The organism is Cryobacterium lyxosi (assembly GCF_004403345.1).
GTDB lineage: Bacteria > Actinomycetota > Actinomycetes > Actinomycetales > Microbacteriaceae > Cryobacterium > Cryobacterium lyxosi.
On sequence record NZ_SOGT01000012.1, the window covers coordinates 460,948 to 476,091 of the forward strand.

Annotated in this window: 23 protein-coding genes; 1 reads left to right on the forward strand and 22 read right to left on the reverse strand. The window is 62.7% G+C overall.

Annotated features, from left to right (window positions below; genetic code table 11):
* The 3 genes from ptsP to E3T27_RS11900 are packed head-to-tail and all read right to left on the reverse strand — an operon-like array spanning window position 1 to window position 2,351.
* Window positions 1-1,710 carry a phosphoenolpyruvate--protein phosphotransferase gene (gene ptsP, locus E3T27_RS11890; protein ID WP_134572955.1) on the reverse strand — a complete coding sequence of 570 codons (1,710 nt, stop codon included), beginning with the start codon at window positions 1,708-1,710 and terminating at the stop codon, window positions 1-3.
* Window positions 1,711-1,719: 9 nt separating this feature from the next.
* Complete coding sequence (locus tag E3T27_RS11895; protein ID WP_104198455.1) at window positions 1,720-1,986, reverse strand: HPr family phosphocarrier protein; 267 nt, start codon at window positions 1,984-1,986, stop codon at window positions 1,720-1,722.
* A 53-nt stretch (window positions 1,987-2,039) separates the two neighbouring features.
* Entirely contained in the window at window positions 2,040-2,351 is a 312-nt protein-coding gene (locus E3T27_RS11900; RefSeq protein ID WP_104198456.1) for a PTS sugar transporter subunit IIB, read from the reverse strand.
* Window positions 2,352-2,522: 171 nt separating this feature from the next.
* On the opposite strand from E3T27_RS11900, the gene E3T27_RS11905 reads away from it, so the two are divergent.
* Window positions 2,523-4,436, forward strand: a complete 1,914-nt coding sequence (locus E3T27_RS11905) for a BglG family transcription antiterminator (RefSeq protein ID WP_134572957.1) — start codon at window positions 2,523-2,525, stop codon at window positions 4,434-4,436.
* A gap of 3 nt (window positions 4,437-4,439) precedes the next feature.
* Here E3T27_RS11905 and map read toward each other — a convergent pair whose 3' ends face one another.
* From map to rplB, 19 genes are all read right to left on the reverse strand, one after another.
* Window positions 4,440-5,270 carry a type I methionyl aminopeptidase gene (gene map / locus E3T27_RS11910; RefSeq protein WP_241992232.1) on the reverse strand — a complete coding sequence of 277 codons (831 nt, stop codon included), beginning with the start codon at window positions 5,268-5,270 and terminating at the stop codon, window positions 4,440-4,442.
* Window positions 5,271-5,393: 123 nt separating this feature from the next.
* Window positions 5,394-5,990: an adenylate kinase gene (locus E3T27_RS11915; RefSeq protein WP_104198458.1), complete on the reverse strand. Its 597-nt coding sequence runs from the start codon at window positions 5,988-5,990 to the stop codon at window positions 5,394-5,396.
* Window positions 5,987-7,309 carry a preprotein translocase subunit SecY gene (gene secY, locus E3T27_RS11920; RefSeq protein WP_104198459.1) on the reverse strand — a complete coding sequence of 441 codons (1,323 nt, stop codon included), beginning with the start codon at window positions 7,307-7,309 and terminating at the stop codon, window positions 5,987-5,989. The genes E3T27_RS11915 and secY overlap by 4 nt, the downstream gene beginning before the upstream one ends.
* Before the next feature lie 143 nt (window positions 7,310-7,452).
* Window positions 7,453-7,995 (reverse strand): 50S ribosomal protein L15, encoded by a 543-nt coding sequence (gene rplO, locus E3T27_RS11925; RefSeq protein ID WP_104198460.1) that lies wholly within the window; start codon window positions 7,993-7,995, stop codon window positions 7,453-7,455.
* Entirely contained in the window at window positions 7,995-8,177 is a 183-nt protein-coding gene (rpmD, locus tag E3T27_RS11930) for a 50S ribosomal protein L30 (RefSeq protein ID WP_066597599.1), read from the reverse strand. Before rpmD ends, rplO begins: the two co-directional genes overlap by 1 nt.
* The gene (gene rpsE / locus E3T27_RS11935; protein WP_369827303.1) at window positions 8,177-8,884 is read right to left on the reverse strand and encodes a 30S ribosomal protein S5; all 708 of its coding nucleotides are present in this window, start codon (window positions 8,882-8,884) and stop codon (window positions 8,177-8,179) included. Before rpsE ends, rpmD begins: the two co-directional genes overlap by 1 nt.
* Complete coding sequence (gene rplR, locus E3T27_RS11940) at window positions 8,881-9,252, reverse strand: 50S ribosomal protein L18 (protein WP_092107252.1); 372 nt, start codon at window positions 9,250-9,252, stop codon at window positions 8,881-8,883. The genes rpsE and rplR overlap by 4 nt, the downstream gene beginning before the upstream one ends.
* A 2-nt stretch (window positions 9,253-9,254) precedes the next feature.
* On the reverse strand, window positions 9,255-9,791 hold the full coding sequence (rplF, locus tag E3T27_RS11945; RefSeq protein WP_104127858.1) for a 50S ribosomal protein L6: 537 nt from the start codon (window positions 9,789-9,791) through the stop codon (window positions 9,255-9,257).
* Window positions 9,792-9,797: 6 nt separating this feature from the next.
* A complete protein-coding gene (gene rpsH, locus E3T27_RS11950) occupies window positions 9,798-10,196 on the reverse strand; it encodes a 30S ribosomal protein S8 (protein ID WP_092107248.1) in 399 nt (132 codons plus the stop codon).
* 220 nt (window positions 10,197-10,416) lie between these two features.
* A complete protein-coding gene (rplE, locus tag E3T27_RS11955) occupies window positions 10,417-11,010 on the reverse strand; it encodes a 50S ribosomal protein L5 (protein ID WP_104198461.1) in 594 nt (197 codons plus the stop codon).
* Entirely contained in the window at window positions 11,010-11,369 is a 360-nt protein-coding gene (rplX, locus tag E3T27_RS11960; protein WP_104198462.1) for a 50S ribosomal protein L24, read from the reverse strand. The genes rplE and rplX overlap by 1 nt, the downstream gene beginning before the upstream one ends.
* Before the next feature lie 2 nt (window positions 11,370-11,371).
* Complete coding sequence (gene rplN, locus E3T27_RS11965) at window positions 11,372-11,740, reverse strand: 50S ribosomal protein L14 (protein WP_035834620.1); 369 nt, start codon at window positions 11,738-11,740, stop codon at window positions 11,372-11,374.
* 34 nt (window positions 11,741-11,774) lie between these two features.
* Window positions 11,775-12,074, reverse strand: a complete 300-nt coding sequence (gene rpsQ, locus E3T27_RS11970) for a 30S ribosomal protein S17 (protein ID WP_035834619.1) — start codon at window positions 12,072-12,074, stop codon at window positions 11,775-11,777.
* Window positions 12,075-12,076: 2 nt separating this feature from the next.
* Complete coding sequence (rpmC, locus tag E3T27_RS17200; protein WP_104198463.1) at window positions 12,077-12,421, reverse strand: 50S ribosomal protein L29; 345 nt, start codon at window positions 12,419-12,421, stop codon at window positions 12,077-12,079.
* Window positions 12,421-12,840 carry a 50S ribosomal protein L16 gene (gene rplP / locus E3T27_RS11980; protein WP_035880247.1) on the reverse strand — a complete coding sequence of 140 codons (420 nt, stop codon included), beginning with the start codon at window positions 12,838-12,840 and terminating at the stop codon, window positions 12,421-12,423. The genes rpmC and rplP overlap by 1 nt, the downstream gene beginning before the upstream one ends.
* Complete coding sequence (gene rpsC, locus E3T27_RS11985) at window positions 12,840-13,610, reverse strand: 30S ribosomal protein S3 (protein WP_104127853.1); 771 nt, start codon at window positions 13,608-13,610, stop codon at window positions 12,840-12,842. Before rpsC ends, rplP begins: the two co-directional genes overlap by 1 nt.
* Entirely contained in the window at window positions 13,610-13,975 is a 366-nt protein-coding gene (gene rplV / locus E3T27_RS11990; protein ID WP_035880249.1) for a 50S ribosomal protein L22, read from the reverse strand. The genes rpsC and rplV overlap by 1 nt, the downstream gene beginning before the upstream one ends.
* Window positions 13,976-14,001: 26 nt before the next feature.
* The gene (rpsS, locus tag E3T27_RS11995) at window positions 14,002-14,283 is read right to left on the reverse strand and encodes a 30S ribosomal protein S19 (protein WP_104127852.1); all 282 of its coding nucleotides are present in this window, start codon (window positions 14,281-14,283) and stop codon (window positions 14,002-14,004) included.
* Between the two features lie 9 nt (window positions 14,284-14,292).
* On the reverse strand, window positions 14,293-15,132 hold the full coding sequence (rplB, locus tag E3T27_RS12000; protein WP_092339441.1) for a 50S ribosomal protein L2: 840 nt from the start codon (window positions 15,130-15,132) through the stop codon (window positions 14,293-14,295).
* Window positions 15,133-15,144: the final 12 nt, after the last annotated feature.

Below are 15,144 nucleotides of genomic sequence, written 5' to 3' on the forward strand. Positions count from 1 at the left end.
TCAGTACCTTTCTAGGGTGTGCTGTAGGGGAGGGTTCACACGAGAAGATGAATCAAGAAATTTGGCAGCCTGGATCGTGACCACTTCGCGGGCGGATGCCGCGTCCTCGGCTGCGAGGGCAAGCTCGGCCAACAGCCGGGCCTGCGCACTGGTGAAGTCCGCCAGGACCGCTCGCACGTCGGCGAGAGCCGAGGCTGACATCGAGAGGCTCGTTGCGCCCAGGCCGACGAGCACCACGGCGAGCAGCGGATCCGCGGCGGCCTCACCGCACACGCCGACGGGCTTGCCGAGCGCGGCACCGGCGGCACCGACCTCGGCCACCAGGCGCAACACAGCAGGGTTCCAGGGGTCTTGAAAAGCGGCCACGGAGCCGAGTAGGCGGTCGGCCGCGAGCGTGTACTGGGTGAGGTCGTTCGTGCCGATCGAGGCGAAGTCGGCATGCTGCAGAATACGATCGGCGAGAAGAGCGGCAGCGGGGATCTCGATCATCACCCCGGCGGTCCTGAGTCCGAGCTCGCGCGCGAGTGCCACGAAGTAGCGGGTCTCCTCGACGGTGGCGACCATCGGGGCCATCACCCACAGGTCAGCGTCGGTGGCGGCGTCCGCCTGGGCGAGCGCTTCCAGTTGGTCGCGCAGGATCTGTTCGGATGCGCGCAGCGCGCGCAGCCCCCGCAGGCCGAGGGCCGGGTTTTCTTCGCGGGCGTCGTTGAGGAAGGCCAGCGGCTTGTCCGCCCCGGCATCCAACGCCCGCACGACGACCTTCTTGCCGGGGAAGGCGCGCAGCATCCGCTCGTATTCGGTGCGCTGTTCGGCCACGGTCGGCGCGGTGACGGCGTCGAGGAATAGGAATTCGGTGCGGAACAGGCCAACGCCTTCCGCGCCGAGGGCGACGGCCGAAGCCGCTCCGTCGGCCGACCCGAGGTTCGACAGCAGCGGAATGGGGGTGCCGTCTGCGAGGCGGCCCGGCGACAGCGGCGCGAGCACGCGGGCAGCCCGAGCAGCCACACGTGCGTGCGCCTCAAAGAGCTGCTCGGCACTGGGCGAGGTGATCACCAGGTTGTTCGCGGCGTCGAGAATGACCTCGTCGCCATCGGTGAGGCCCGCCGCACCGATCGCGCGCACGATAGCCACGATGGACTTCTCGCGGGCCAAAATCGCGGTGTGCGAGGTGGGACCCCCGTCGAGGGTGATGAGACCGAGCACCTGGCTCAGGTCGAGGGTGGCGGTATCGGCCGGAGCCAGGTCGCGAGCCACAAGAATGAATGGATGTCCCCGGTCGGGTACCCCGGGCGCCGAGACTCCGAGGAGATGCGCGACGACTCGCTGGGAGACGTCGTCGAGGTCGCCCGCTCGCTCGGCCAGGTAGCCGCCGAGCCCGGTCAGCATGTCGCGAAAGGCCGCGAAGGCTTCGAAGACCGCTCGCTCGGCAGTCGCGCCGGCGGCGAGCCGCAGCGTGACGTCGTCAACGAGGCTCGGGTCTTCGGCCATCATGGACTGGGCCCCGAGTACCTCGCCGGCCACTCCGCCGGCCCGCGCTGCGCGGGCGAGGAGGTCGGCGGCAACGGCGCCGAGCGCTGCGGCGACCCGGTCGCCCTCTTCCGCCGGGGTCAGCGCGCTGGCCGCGGCGACGGGGTCGGGCAGCGGGTCGGGCATGCGCACGACACGGCCCACAACGACACCCTGGCCGATTCCGATTCCCTGCAGTTCCATGCTGATCCCTTAAGCGTCGTGGTCGATGAGCAGCAGCCGGGCCAGCTCGTCGAGGAGAGTCTCGGCCGTGTCACCATCGGCCGCAAGGGTGACCTCGTCGCCGTGGCCGATGCCGAGGGAGATGACGCCGAGGATGCTCGCGGCGTTCACGGTCTTGCCGCCGGTCTTGGTGAGCGTGACGGGAATACCCGCGGCCGCAGCGGCCTGGCTGAAAAGTTTCGCCGGGCGGGCGTGCAATCCGTGGGTGGATCCGATGAGAACCGTTCGTTCGAGCATTGCGGTGCCTTTCGTTGCGTCTGAGTTGTGCAGCACGGGTGGGTTTCCCCGAGTCATGAACGGGTGCCGGCCATCACGAGGACCAGGTCGAGGGCCTCTTCGCCATCGCGGGCGGTGAAGACCGTCGTGGACATCAGGCTGGCCTGTACGCCGGCCGCTGCGGCCTGCTGCTGGATCCGGGCGAACAGCGCTTCCAGATGCGGACCCACGAGAAGCACATCGATGACCGGCAGCATGCTCGCCAGATCTGATTCGCTTCCGGCGGTCACCTGAGCCGCAATGCCCCGGGCCGCCGCGCTCGTGCGCAGCCGCAGCGCCACGAACGTGCTGGACGCACCGGCGCCACACACAATATGAATCCTCATCGATTCACCCTTTCGTCGTCGACGCACAACACGCTCAGTAAAGTCTGTCGGGCACCTCGTCCGGGGGCCACCAGACGCATTTCCGCACCCCCGGAAAAGCTCGGGTTGGGCGGATAAGATCAACGTGATGGGACCGCGCACGACACAGAACACGGCACAGAACAAGGCACAATGAGCGATAAGCAATCGAGGATGCTCGACTATCTCTTCCGCTCCCCGGACTGGGTCACAGCGGGTGAACTGGGCGAACACCTCGGCGTGACTGCGCGCACGGTACGCAGCTACGTCACGAGCGTGAAGACGGCGGCGGATCCGCTCGAGGTGATCGAGTCGGGGCCGGCCGGCTACCGCGTCAACCATGAGGCCTACACGGCGTTCCGTGCAGTACCGCCGGGGCGGCACCCAGAGAACGACACGCCGCAGCGCCGTCTGTACCAGCTGGTTCGTCGCGTCATCGACTCGGCAGAAGGCCTTGATGTCTATGAGCTCGCGGCCGACACTTTCGTCAGTGACTCCACCGTCGAGGCCGATCTGTCCCGAGTGCGCGCACTGCTGCCAGGCACAGGACTCTCCCTGGCTCGCCACGGCAGCAGGGTGACCCTTCTCGGATCCGAAACCGACCGGCGCCGCCTGATCAGCCGGATGTTCCGTGAGGAGTTCGCCCGCGGTTTTCTCGAACTCGCGGCGATCCAGAAGGAATTCGCGTCCGACAGCCTCGGTGCGTTCAAGACCGACCTGATCGCCATGCTCGACGCCCAGGGTTATTTCGTGAATGAGTACGGCACCAACAATGTTCTGCTGCACGTGGCCATCGCCGTGGACAGGGTGAGCAAGCGCGCCGCCGCCCGGGCCGACGACGCACCAGCCGTCGGCGCACACCTCACGGTCGCGTTGGCCAGTCTCATCGACACTCATTTCGGCGTCGTGCTGGATGTCACCGACCTCGCCTATCTCGTGCTCCTTCTCCAGACCCGGGTGGTGACGCCCGGACATGACGAGGCCACCGACGCGATCAGCGCAACCGTTGCCTGTGCCGGGGACCTCGAGGTTGTGCGACGCATCGTGGCCCAGGCCAGCGAGGAATACCTTGTCGACCTGGCCGACGAGGATTTCATCACCCGACTCACGCTGCACGTGCGCAACCTCATCGACCGCGCCCAGGTGCGGGATTACTCACGGAACCCGCTCACCCGGTCGATCAAGACCGCTTATCCGATGATCTACGAACTCGCTGTGTTCATCGCGAGCGAACTGCAGCGTCAGGAGCAGATCCACATCAACGATGACGAGATCGCCTACATCGCGATGCACGTCGGGTCATACCTGGAACAGCATTCGCAATCCGAGCAACTCGTCTCCTGCGTGATCGTCTGCCCCAACTACTACACGATGCACGTGCAGTTGCGTCAGCGTATCGAACGGGTTCTCGGTGATGACTTGACCATCGTGGACCAGATCACGCGCAGTGACGTGCCGTGGGCAGACCTTCGCGCCGACCTCGTGCTCACCACGATCGAGCCGCCTGTTCCGGCCGACGGCGTGATCGTCATCCAGCCGTTCCTCACGGAACGCGACGTGCATCGAATCCGTGAGGCGGCCATCCGTGTGCGCCGGGTTCGTCGGCGCTCGCACATCAAGAATGACCTGTTGCAGTTTTTCGACGAGTCCCTTTACCTGCGTAACTTCACCGCCCCCGACGAGGAGGCGATGATCCGTGAGCTTGGCGGCCGCATGGTCGCGCGCGGACTCATCGACCTCAGCTACGTCGACGGTGCTATCGAGCGCGAGCGCATGTCGTCGACCGCATTCACCGACCACCTCGCCGTTCCCCATGCCATGGCCATGACCGCGCAGCAGACGTCCATTGCCATTGCGGTCAACGACTCCCCCATGCCCTGGGGCGACAGCCGTGTCAACGTCGTAGCGCTGATCGCCTTCAGTGCTGCCGGGCGGGCGTCGTTCCAGTCCGTCTTCGATCAGTTCGTCGAGGTCTTCACCGAGCGCGCCGATGTGCAGCGTCTCATCAAGCGCTCGGTGGACTTCCCGTCGTTCATCGACGAGCTCGTGCACCTCATCGACCAATAGACCCTAGCGGATCGGAACGGGAACGATGCCGAACGGGGCGAGGCCGGCGGCTCCGCCGTCTTCAGCGGTCAGTACCCAGATGCCGTCCTTGTGTACGGCGATGCTGTGTTCCCAGTGCGCGGCGGCCAAGCCGTCGCTCGTGGCGACGGTCCAGTCGTCTTCGCGGGTGTAGGTATCGATCGAACCGAGCACGACCATCGGCTCGATGGCGACGACCAGGCCCGGCTTCACGTCGGGGCCCTTCTGGCGCACGCGGTAGTTGAACACCGGCGGGGCCTCGTGCATGGAACGGCCGATGCCGTGACCGACGTAGTCGGTGAGGATCCCGTAGGTGCCCTGCGATTCCACATAGTCTTCGATGGCATCACCCACCTCGTTCAGGTGCCGGGCGGTGTGCAGTCGGGCAATACCGTGCCAGAGCGACTGCTCGGTCACGTCGGACAGCTTCTGGCGTTCGGCCACGACTTCGGGCCGTGATGGATCGGGAAGCACGACGGTGAACGCAGCGTCGCCGTTCCAGCCCTCGATGATGGCGCCGCTGTCGATCGAGACGATGTCGCCGGCGCCGAGTCGGCGTGCGGACGGGATGCCGTGCACCACGTCATCGTTCACCGACGCACACACGGTGTGGTGGTAGCCCTCTTCGAGCTTGAAATTGGGCTTGCCGCCCAGCGCCACGATCGCGGCCTCGGCCGCAGCGTCGATGTCGAGAGTGGTAGCGCCGACGACCAGGGCAGCGCGGGCAGCGCGGAGCGATGCCGCGGTGGCCAGACCGGGCGCGACCATGAGGCGCAGTTGCGCTGGATTCTTGTAGATGGAACGACGAAGACTCACTGATTTCCTACAAACTAGCTCCGAAGACGGGAGCGATATTTTATGTAACTGGCTGTTCACATGATGATGGGCCGGGCCGTGAGGCCCGGCCCGAAACGACTAAACCGGCCCAAAAAACCTAGTTCAGGTCGTGGCGGCGCTGGCGCACAGGCCTCGTTCGGTCAGCGCAGCAAGAATGCGTTCGGTGACCTCTTCCACGGCGCCGAGGCCGTCGATGGTGACCACAAGGCCGCGGGCGCTGTACACGTCGATCAACGGAGCGGTCTGTTCGGCGTAGACGTCAAGACGGTGACGGATGACGTCGGCCGTGTCGTCCGCGCGGCCTTGCTCGACAGCACGCTTGAGCAGCCGCGCGACAACTTCGTCGGTGTCGGCCGTGATCAGCACGACGACATCCAACTGAGTGCCCTCGGCAATGAGCAGACGGTCGAGTTCAGCGACCTGATCGGTCGTACGCGGATAACCGTCGAGGAGAAAACCGCCGGCAGCATCCGCTTCTTTCAGTCGGTCTGCAACGATCGCGTTGGTGAGGGTATCTGGCACGTAGGCACCAGCATCGATGAACGACTTGACCTCGAGCCCGAGCTCGGTTTTGTTGGTCACGTTATAGCGAAAGATGTCGCCGGTGGAGATGGCGGGAACTTCGCAGGCCAGCGCCAGGCGCTCGGCCTGCGTACCCTTGCCTGCGCCGGGTGGGCCGATCAACAGTAAACGCGTCATTTAAGAAGCCCCTCATAGTGTCGCTGCTGTAGTTGCGAGTCGATCTGCTTGACCGTCTCGAGTCCCACGCCGACGATAATCAAAATGCTCGCGCCGCCGAACGGGAAGTTCTGGTCGGCGCCGACAACCGAGAATGCGATCAGCGGAATCAGGGCGATCAGGCCCAGGTAGATCGAGCCGGGAAGAGTGATGCGCGTCAGCACGAAGTCGAGGTACTCGGCGGTCGGCCGGCCAGCCCGAATGCCGGGAATGAACCCGCCGTACTTCTTCATGTTGTCGGCGACTTCTTCGGGGTTGAACGTGATGGCGACGTAGAAGTAGGTGAAGCCGATGATGAGCAAGAAATACATTGCCATGTACAGCGGCTGGTCACCACCGGTGAGGTTCTGCGAGATCCACACCACCCAGGCCGGGGCTTCAGCGCCTGCTGCCGGTTGGTTGAACTGCGCGAGCAGGGCCGGCAGGTACAGCAGCGAGGAGGCGAAGATCACTGGAATCACGCCGGCCATGTTGACCTTGATCGGAATGTAGGTGTTGTTGCCGCCGTAGGTGCGACGCCCGACCATGCGTTTGGCGTACTGCACGGGAATTCTTCGTTGAGATTGCTCCACGAAGACGACGCCGGCGACCACCAGAATGCCCACGATCAGCACAATGATGAGGGTATTTGGTCCCTGCTGGTTGCCGATGGCGCTCAGCGAGCCGGGAAACAATGCCGCGATCGAGATGAAAATCATGAGCGACATACCGTTACCAACGCCGCGCTCGGTGACGAGCTCACCCATCCACATGATGACGCCGGTGCCGGCGGTCATTGTGATGACCATGAGCATGATGGCATACCAGGCGTCGTTGGTGATCAGCTGCGTGCATTCGGTGCTGGCGGATGTGCCGAACAGGGCGCCGCTGCGGGCCACGGTGATCAAGGTGGTCGACTGCAGAATGCCCAGGGCGATGGTCAAGTAACGGGTGTACTGGGTCAAGGTGCTCTGGCCCGATGCACCTTCTTTGTACAGGGTGTCAAAGTGGGGGATGACCACGCGCAGCAACTGCACGATGATCGAGGCCGTGATGTACGGCATGATTCCGAGTGCGAAGACACTCAACTGGAGCAGTGCGCCACCGCTGAAAAGGTTGACGAGCTCGTAGAGACCGCTCGTGCCCTGGTTGGCAGCGAGACACAACTGCACGTTGGCGAAGTCCACGAATGGCGTCGGAACGAACGAGCCCAAACGGAACAGAGCAATGATGCCCAGGGTGAAGCCGATCTTCTTACGAAGGTCGGGTGTGCGGAAAATCCGCGCAATGGCGCTGAACAAGAAGGCCTCCAGATTTTTACGCAGATCGACAATGCAGATCGATATAGAGCGGCACTCGACTTAAAACGATCGAGCTTGTCGAATCACACCAAACGATTGACTCGATTGACGGATTCGACAAGCTCGACTGAGCGTCTACGGACTTACTTTACAGATCCACCCGCGGCAACAATTTTCTGCTCAGCTGAAGCAGAGACCTTGTCGACCGTCACATTCAGCTTAACGGTAATTTCACCGGTTCCCAGAACCTTGACTTTTTCATTGTCACGAACTGCACCCTTGGCGATCAGGCTGGCGATGGTGACATCGCCGCCGTCCGGGTAGAGCACTTCGAGCTTTTCCAGGTTGACAACCTGATACTCGACGCGGAACGGGTTCTTGAATCCACGCAGTTTCGGGGTGCGCATGTGCAGAGGCATCTGCCCACCCTCGAAGCCAACGCGCACGCTGTAGCGTGCCTTCGTGCCTTTGGTGCCTCGACCCGCGGTCTTACCCTTGGATCCTTCACCACGGCCAACGCGCTGGCGGGCCTTCTTCGCTCCGGGCGCCGGGCGAAGGTGGTGTACCTTCAGCACGTGCTCGCGGGGCTCAGTCGGCTGCGCTGCAACAGCGGCCTTCTTGGATGTAGCGGCCTTTTTCGTGGCAGGCTTGTCGGCTACTTTGGTAGCTTCCTTCTCGTCAGCCATTAGTCAATCTCCTCGACCTTTACGAGGTGAGCGACGGTGTTGACGTAGCCACGGTTCTGCGAGTTGTCCTCGCGGATTGTGACGGCGCCAATACGTCGCAGACCCAGGCTGCGAAGAGTGTCGCGCTGGTTCTGCTTCTCACTAATTTTGGACTTGATCTGTGTGATCTTCAGCTGGGCCATCAGGCACCTGCCTTCGCGGTTGCAGCCGCTGCAGCTGCAGCAGCGTCGGCACGAAGAAAACGGGCCGGAGCCACGTCTTCGTAGGCGAGGCCGCGGCGAGCCGCAACCGCACGCGGCTCTTCGAGCTGGTGCAGTGCCTCAACCGTGGCGTGCACGATATTGATGGTGTTAGACGAACCGAGCGACTTGCTCAGTACGTCGTGGATGCCAGCGCATTCGAGTACGGCGCGCACCGGGCCACCGGCGATAACGCCGGTACCTGCTGCTGCCGGACGAAGCAGAACGACGCCGGCTGCGGCCTCACCCTGCACGGGGTGCGGGATGGTCAGGCCAACGCGAGGAACGCGGAAGAAGTTCTTCTTCGCCTCTTCAACGCCCTTGGAGATAGCGGTCGGGACCTCGCGGGCCTTACCGTATCCAACGCCAACCAGGCCGTTACCGTCACCGACGACGACGAGCGCGGTGAAGCTGAAGCGACGACCACCCTTGACGACCTTCGATACGCGGTTGATGGTGACGACGCGCTCCAGGAACTGGCTCTTGTCGGCATCGCGGCTTCCGCGGTCCTTGTTCGGGTTGCGCTCACGTCCACCACGACGAGCCTCGCGAGGCTCGTTCTGCGGCGGGGTAGTGGAGGCAGCGGTTTCAACCGGCGCCTCGGCAACGGCAGCAACAGGTGCTGTGGTTTCGATCTTTTCAGTGCTCACAGGTTCAATCCACCCTCTCGAGCTCCTTCAGCGATGGCTGCGACGCGTCCTGCGTACTTGCTGCCACCACGGTCAAATACAACGGCTTCGATGCCGGCGGCTTTCGCACGCTCAGCAACAAGCTCACCGACCTTGCGGGCCTTGGCGGTCTTGTCACCATCGAAGGTGCGCAAGTCCGTTTCGAGCGTGGACGCCGACGCAAGGGTGAAACCCTTGCTGTCGTCGACGACCTGCACGAATACGTGGCGAGCCGAGCGTGTGACGACAAGGCGCGGGCGAAGCGCCGTTCCCTCGATCTTCTTGCGAAGACGGGTGTGTCGACGTCCGCGGGCTGCGGCCTTGCTCTTGCCTCTAGTTCCGAGTCCCATGGTTACTTACCGCTCTTTCCGGCCTTGCGGCGAACAATCTCGCCGGCGTAACGCACACCCTTGCCCTTGTAGGGCTCTGGCTTGCGAATCTTACGGATGTTGGCGGCAACCTCGCCGACGGCCTGCTTGTCGATTCCGCTGACCGTGAGCTTGTTGACGCTCTCGACGGTCAAAACGATTCCGACAGGCGGCTCGACGACGACCGGGTGCGAGAAGCCGAGGGCGAACTCAACAGAGGTGCCCTTCTGCGCTGCGCGGTAACCGGTACCGACGATTTCAAGACCCTTGGAGTAACCAACGGTTACGCCGATGATCTGGTTGTTGATCAAGGTGCGGGTCAGACCGTGCAGCGAACGCGACTGGCGCTCGTCGTTCGGACGCGTGACGAGAACGTGACCGTCCTCGATCGACACCGAGATGGGGTTGGAAACGACGAGAGCGAGCTCGCCCTTCGGGCCCTTGACGGAGACGGCCTGGCCGTCAGCCACAACCGTTACCCCAGCGGGGATCGGGATGGGGAGTCTTCCAATACGTGACATTCTCAGTTACCACACGTAGGCGAGAACTTCTCCGCCTACGCCCTTCTTCTCAGCCTGGCGGTCGGTGAGCAGACCGCTGGAGGTGGACAGGATGGCAACGCCGAGGCCACCGAGAACCGTGGGGATCTCGGTTGACTTCGCGTACACGCGCAGGCCGGGCTTGGAAACCCGCTTGATGCCTACGATGGAACGCTCGCGGTTCGGACCGAATTTGAGGTCCAGCGTGAGGGTCTTGCCTACTGTTGCATCCTTGACGGTCCAGGCGGAGATGTAACCCTGAGCCTTGAGGATGTCAGCGATGTGCGCTTTCAATTTGCTATGCGGCATGGACACGGTGTCGTGATACGCCGAGTTCGCGTTGCGCAGTCTGGTCAACATGTCTGCGACCGGATCTGTCATTGTCATTTTGTGGTGCCTTTCTCGCCTGGTTTCGCCCATCCGTTACACGAATGACGACCTGTGGTGGTGGGGAAACCGATCGGTTGATCAGCTTCCGGGGTGAAAATCTGTGTGCGCCCGGCTTACCCTGTGTTTATGCACTGGATGCGGGCGGGACCAACCTGGGTTGGGAGCCTGCTAAGCGCAAGCTCCCAACTCTAGTTGAATTTGTTCCGGTGTAGTTGGACTACTTCTGTGCGTCGTCCGACTTGAACGGGAAGCCGAGCGCCTTGAGCAGCGCGCGACCCTCGTCGTTGGACTTCGCGGTTGTGACAACCGTGATGTCCATACCGCGAACGCGGTCGATGCGGTCCTGGTCGATCTCGTGGAACATGACCTGCTCGGTCAGACCGAAGGTGTAGTTGCCCGCACCGTCGAACTGCTTGTCGGACAGACCACGGAAGTCACGGATACGAGGAAGGGCCAGGCTGAGCAGCCGGTCCAGGAACTCCCACATGCGGTCGCCACGAAGAGTGACGTGGGCGCCGATGGGCTGTCCCTCACGCAGTTTGAACTGCGCGATGGACTTGCGAGCCTTGGTGACCTGCGGCTTCTGGCCGGTGATCTTGGTGAGGTCAGAAACCGCACCGTCCATCACCTTGCCGTCGCGTGCTGCTTCTCCGACACCCATGTTGACGACAATCTTCGTCAGGGTGGGGATACGGTGCACGTTGGTGAAGCCGAGTTCCTCGGAGAGCTTGGCACTGATCTCATCGCGGTACTTCTGCTTCAGACGCGGCAGGGCCTTGACGGGCGCGGCGCCCGTAATGGTGTCAGTCATTAGAGGTCCTTCCCTGACTTCTTGGCGTAACGGATGCGGACCGTCTTGGTGACGCCGTCCTTCGTTACATCTTCCTGGCGGAACCCGACGCGGGTCGGCTTCTTGGTCTCCGGGTCGACGATGGCAACGTTGGACACGTGGATGGGGGCTTCGAAGGTCTCGATGCCGCCCGTCTTGGTGCCGCGCTGGGTCTGGCCGACGCGAACGTGCTTGGTCACGAAGTTGATGCCCTCAACGAGGACTCGGTTCTTCGTGGCGTCGACGGAGATGATCTTGCCCTGCTTGCCACGGTCTCCGCCGCGAGCCTGGCTGCGGCCGCTGATGACCTGAACGAGGTCACCCTTTTTGATTCTGGCCATGATTAAATAACCTCCGGTGCCAGCGAGATGATCTTCATGAACTTCTTGTCGCGAAGCTCGCGACCGACCGGTCCGAAGATTCGGGTGCCGCGGGGGTCACCGTCTGCCTTCAAGATCACTGCAGCGTTCTCATCGAACTTGATGTAGGAGCCGTCTGGACGACGAGTCTCCTTCTTGGTGCGAACGATGACAGCTTTGACGATGTCACCCTTCTTGACGTTGCCGCCCGGGATTGCATCCTTGACCGTGGCGACGATGACGTCGCCCAGGCCGGCGTAACGACGGCCGGAGCCACCGAGAACGCGGATGGTCAAGAGTTCCTTGGCACCGGTGTTGTCGGCAACCTTGACTCGTGATTCTTGCTGAAGCACTTTATAACTCCTTTACGTCAAGTAAGCGCGAGGCTTACTTGGCCTTCTCAAGAATCTCGACCAGGCGCCAGCGCTTGGAAGCGCTCAGCGGACGGGTCTCACTGATCAGGACCAGGTCGCCGATGCCGGCGGAGTTCGCCTCGTCGTGCGCCTTCAGCTTGGATGTACGGCGGATGACCTTGCCGTACAACGGGTGCTTCACGCGGTCTTCGACCACGACAATGATGGTTTTGTTCATCTTGTCGCTGGTCACGTAACCACGCAGCGTCTTGCGGTAACCGCGTACGAGCTCGGTGGCTTCGCCCGCGACGACCGTTTCGTCAGTCTTCGCCATGACTAGGCCTCCTTCGTCTCGGCGGCCTCGACTGCAGCGTCATCGGTGGACTCCACTGCTGCCTTGGCCTTCTTGGTCTTCTTTTCAGCCTTCTCAGCCTTGGCCGGAGCCGGGGCTGCGATGGGCGTGGCACGAATGCCCAGCTCGCGCTCACGGAGAACCGTGTAGATGCGAGCAATGTCGCGCTTGACCGCGCGGAGGCGGCCGTGGCTCTCAAGCTGACCGGTAGCCGACTGGAAGCGCAGGTTGAACAGCTCTTCCTTGGCCTTCTTCAGCTCTTCGAACAGCTTTTCATTGTCAAAAGTATCGAGCTCGACTGGGGCGAGCTCCTTGGTGCCGATCGCCATTATGCGTCGCCCTCCTCGCGCTTGATGATGCGTGCCTTGAGGGGCAGCTTGTGAATTGCGCGGGTCAGCGCCTCTTTCGCAACGGCGTCAGTGACACCGCTGAGCTCGAACAGAACGCGACCCGGCTTGACGTTGGCAACCCACCACTCGACCGAACCCTTACCGGAACCCATGCGGGTTTCGGCCGGCTTCTTGGTCAGCGGACGGTCGGGGTAGATGTTGATCCACACCTTCCCGCCACGCTTGATGTGACGCGTCATGGCGATACGAGCGGACTCGATCTGACGGTTGGTCACATAAGCGGGGGTGAGCGCCTGGATGCCGTACTCACCGAAGGACACCGTGGTGCCACCGGTAGCGTGGCCGGTGCGACCCGGGTGGTGCTGCTTACGGTGCTTGACTCTACGTGGAATCAACATTATTTAGCCTCCGCGACCGCTGCGACGGGAGCCGCTGCCGGCGCATCTGCACGAGGTGCACGACGCGGTCGATCGTCACGACGCTCGGGGCGGGACGACTTAGCGTTGGCCTGCTCGCGAGCGAGTTCCTTGTTGGTGATGTCGCCCTTGTAAATCCAGACCTTCACGCCGATACGGCCGAAGGTGGTCTTGGCTTCGTAGAAGCCGTAGTCGATGTTCGCGCGCAGGGTGTGCAGGGGCACACGACCTTCGCGGTAGAACTCGCTGCGGCTCATCTCGGCGCCACCCAGACGGCCAGACACCTGGATGCGGACACCCTTGGCGCCGGCGCGCTGTGCACCCTGCAGGCCCTTACGCATCGCGCGGCGGAAGGCCACACGTGCGGAAAGCTGCTCGGCAATACCCTGCGCGACGAGCTGGGCATCCTGCTCGGGGTTCTTGACCTCGAGGATGTTCAGCTGGATCTGCTTGGCGGTGAGCTTCTCAAGGTCTGAGCGGATGCGCTCGGCCTCCGCACCGCGGCGACCGATCACAATGCCCGGACGGGCAGTGTGAATGTCAACGCGAACACGGTCACGAGTGCGCTCGATCTCGATGCGGCTGACGCCGGCACGGTCAAGGCTGGTGCTCAGCAGGCGACGGATCTTGACGTCTTCTGCGACAAAGTCAGCGTAACGCTGACCCGGCTTGGTCGAGTCAGAGAACCAACGCGATACGTGATCGGTGGTGATTCCCAGACGGAAGCCATAGGGGTTTACTTTCTGACCCATTACTTCGTACCCTCCTCAGGAGTGGTGAGCACAACCGTGATGTGGCTGGTGCGCTTCTTGATTTCGAATGCGCGACCCTGGGCACGAGCCTGGAAACGCTTGAGGGTCGTACCCTCGTCAACGAATGCCCGGCTGATGAACAGGTCCTGCTCGTCCAGATACGTGTTGGCTGCATCTGCCTTGACCCGGGCGTTGGCGATGGCCGAGGCCACCAGCTTGTACACCGGATCGCTCGCGCCCTGGGGCGCGAACTTCAGAATTCCCAGCGCTTCGTGCGCCTGCTTGCCGCGGATCATGTTGACAACGCGACGAGCCTTCTGGGGGGTAACGCGGATGTGACGCACGCGTGCGATCGACTCCACCATTTCTTCTCCTCCTTCACGTCACCGCGTTAGCGGCGACGGCCCTTCTTGTCGTCCTTCACGTGTCCACGGAAGGTGCGGGTAGGTGCAAACTCACCGAGCTTGTGACCGACCATGCTCTCGGTGACGAACACCGGGATGTGCTTGCGTCCGTCGTGCACTGCGATGGTGTGTCCGAGCATGTCGGGGATGATCATCGAGCGGCGCGACCAGGTCTTGATTACGTTCTTGCTCTTGGCTTCGTTCGCCGTGAACACCTTGCGAAGCAGGTGGTCGTCAACGAAGGGGCCTTTCTTAAGACTTCTTGGCATCGTCTACTCCTACTTACGCTTCTTGCCGACGGTACGGCGACGAACAATGAGCTTGTCGCTTTCCTTATTCGGGTGGCGGGTGCGCCCTTCCTTCTGGCCCCAGGGGCTGACGGGGTGACGTCCACCGGACGTCTTACCCTCACCACCACCGTGCGGGTGATCGACCGGGTTCATGGCAACACCACGAACGGTCGGGCGAACGCCTTTCCAGCGCATACGTCCGGCCTTGCCCCAGTTGATGTTCGACTGCTCGGCGTTGCCGACCTCGCCGATCGTCGCGCGGCAGCGAGCATCCACATTGCGGATTTCACCAGACGGCAGACGAAGCTGGGCGTAGACGCCCTCCTTCGCGACGAGACGAACCGACGAACCGGCGGAACGGGCCATCTTGGCGCCACCACCCGGACGCAGCTCGATCGCGTGGATGATGGTACCGGTGGGGATGTTCTTCAAGGGCAGGTTGTTGCCGGGCTTGATGTCAGCCCCGGCTCCCGACTCGATGATGTCGCCCTGGCTGAGCTTGTTCGGCGCGATGATGTAACGCTTCGTGCCGTCGATGAAGTGCAGGAGCGCGATGCGCGCCGTGCGGTTCGGGTCGTATTCAATTTCAGCGACGCGGGCGTTGACGCCGTCCTTGTCGTTGCGCTTGAAGTCGATCACGCGGTACTGGCGCTTGTGGCCACCACCGATGTGACGGGTCGTGATGCGGCCCTGGTTGTTGCGTCCACCGGTCTTGGAGAGCGGACGCAGAAGCGACTTCTCCGGGGTGGAACGCGTGATTTCCGCGAAGTCGGCAACGGATGAACCGCGTCGACCCGGGGTCGTGGGCTTGTACTTACGAATAGCCATTAGTTATCCCTC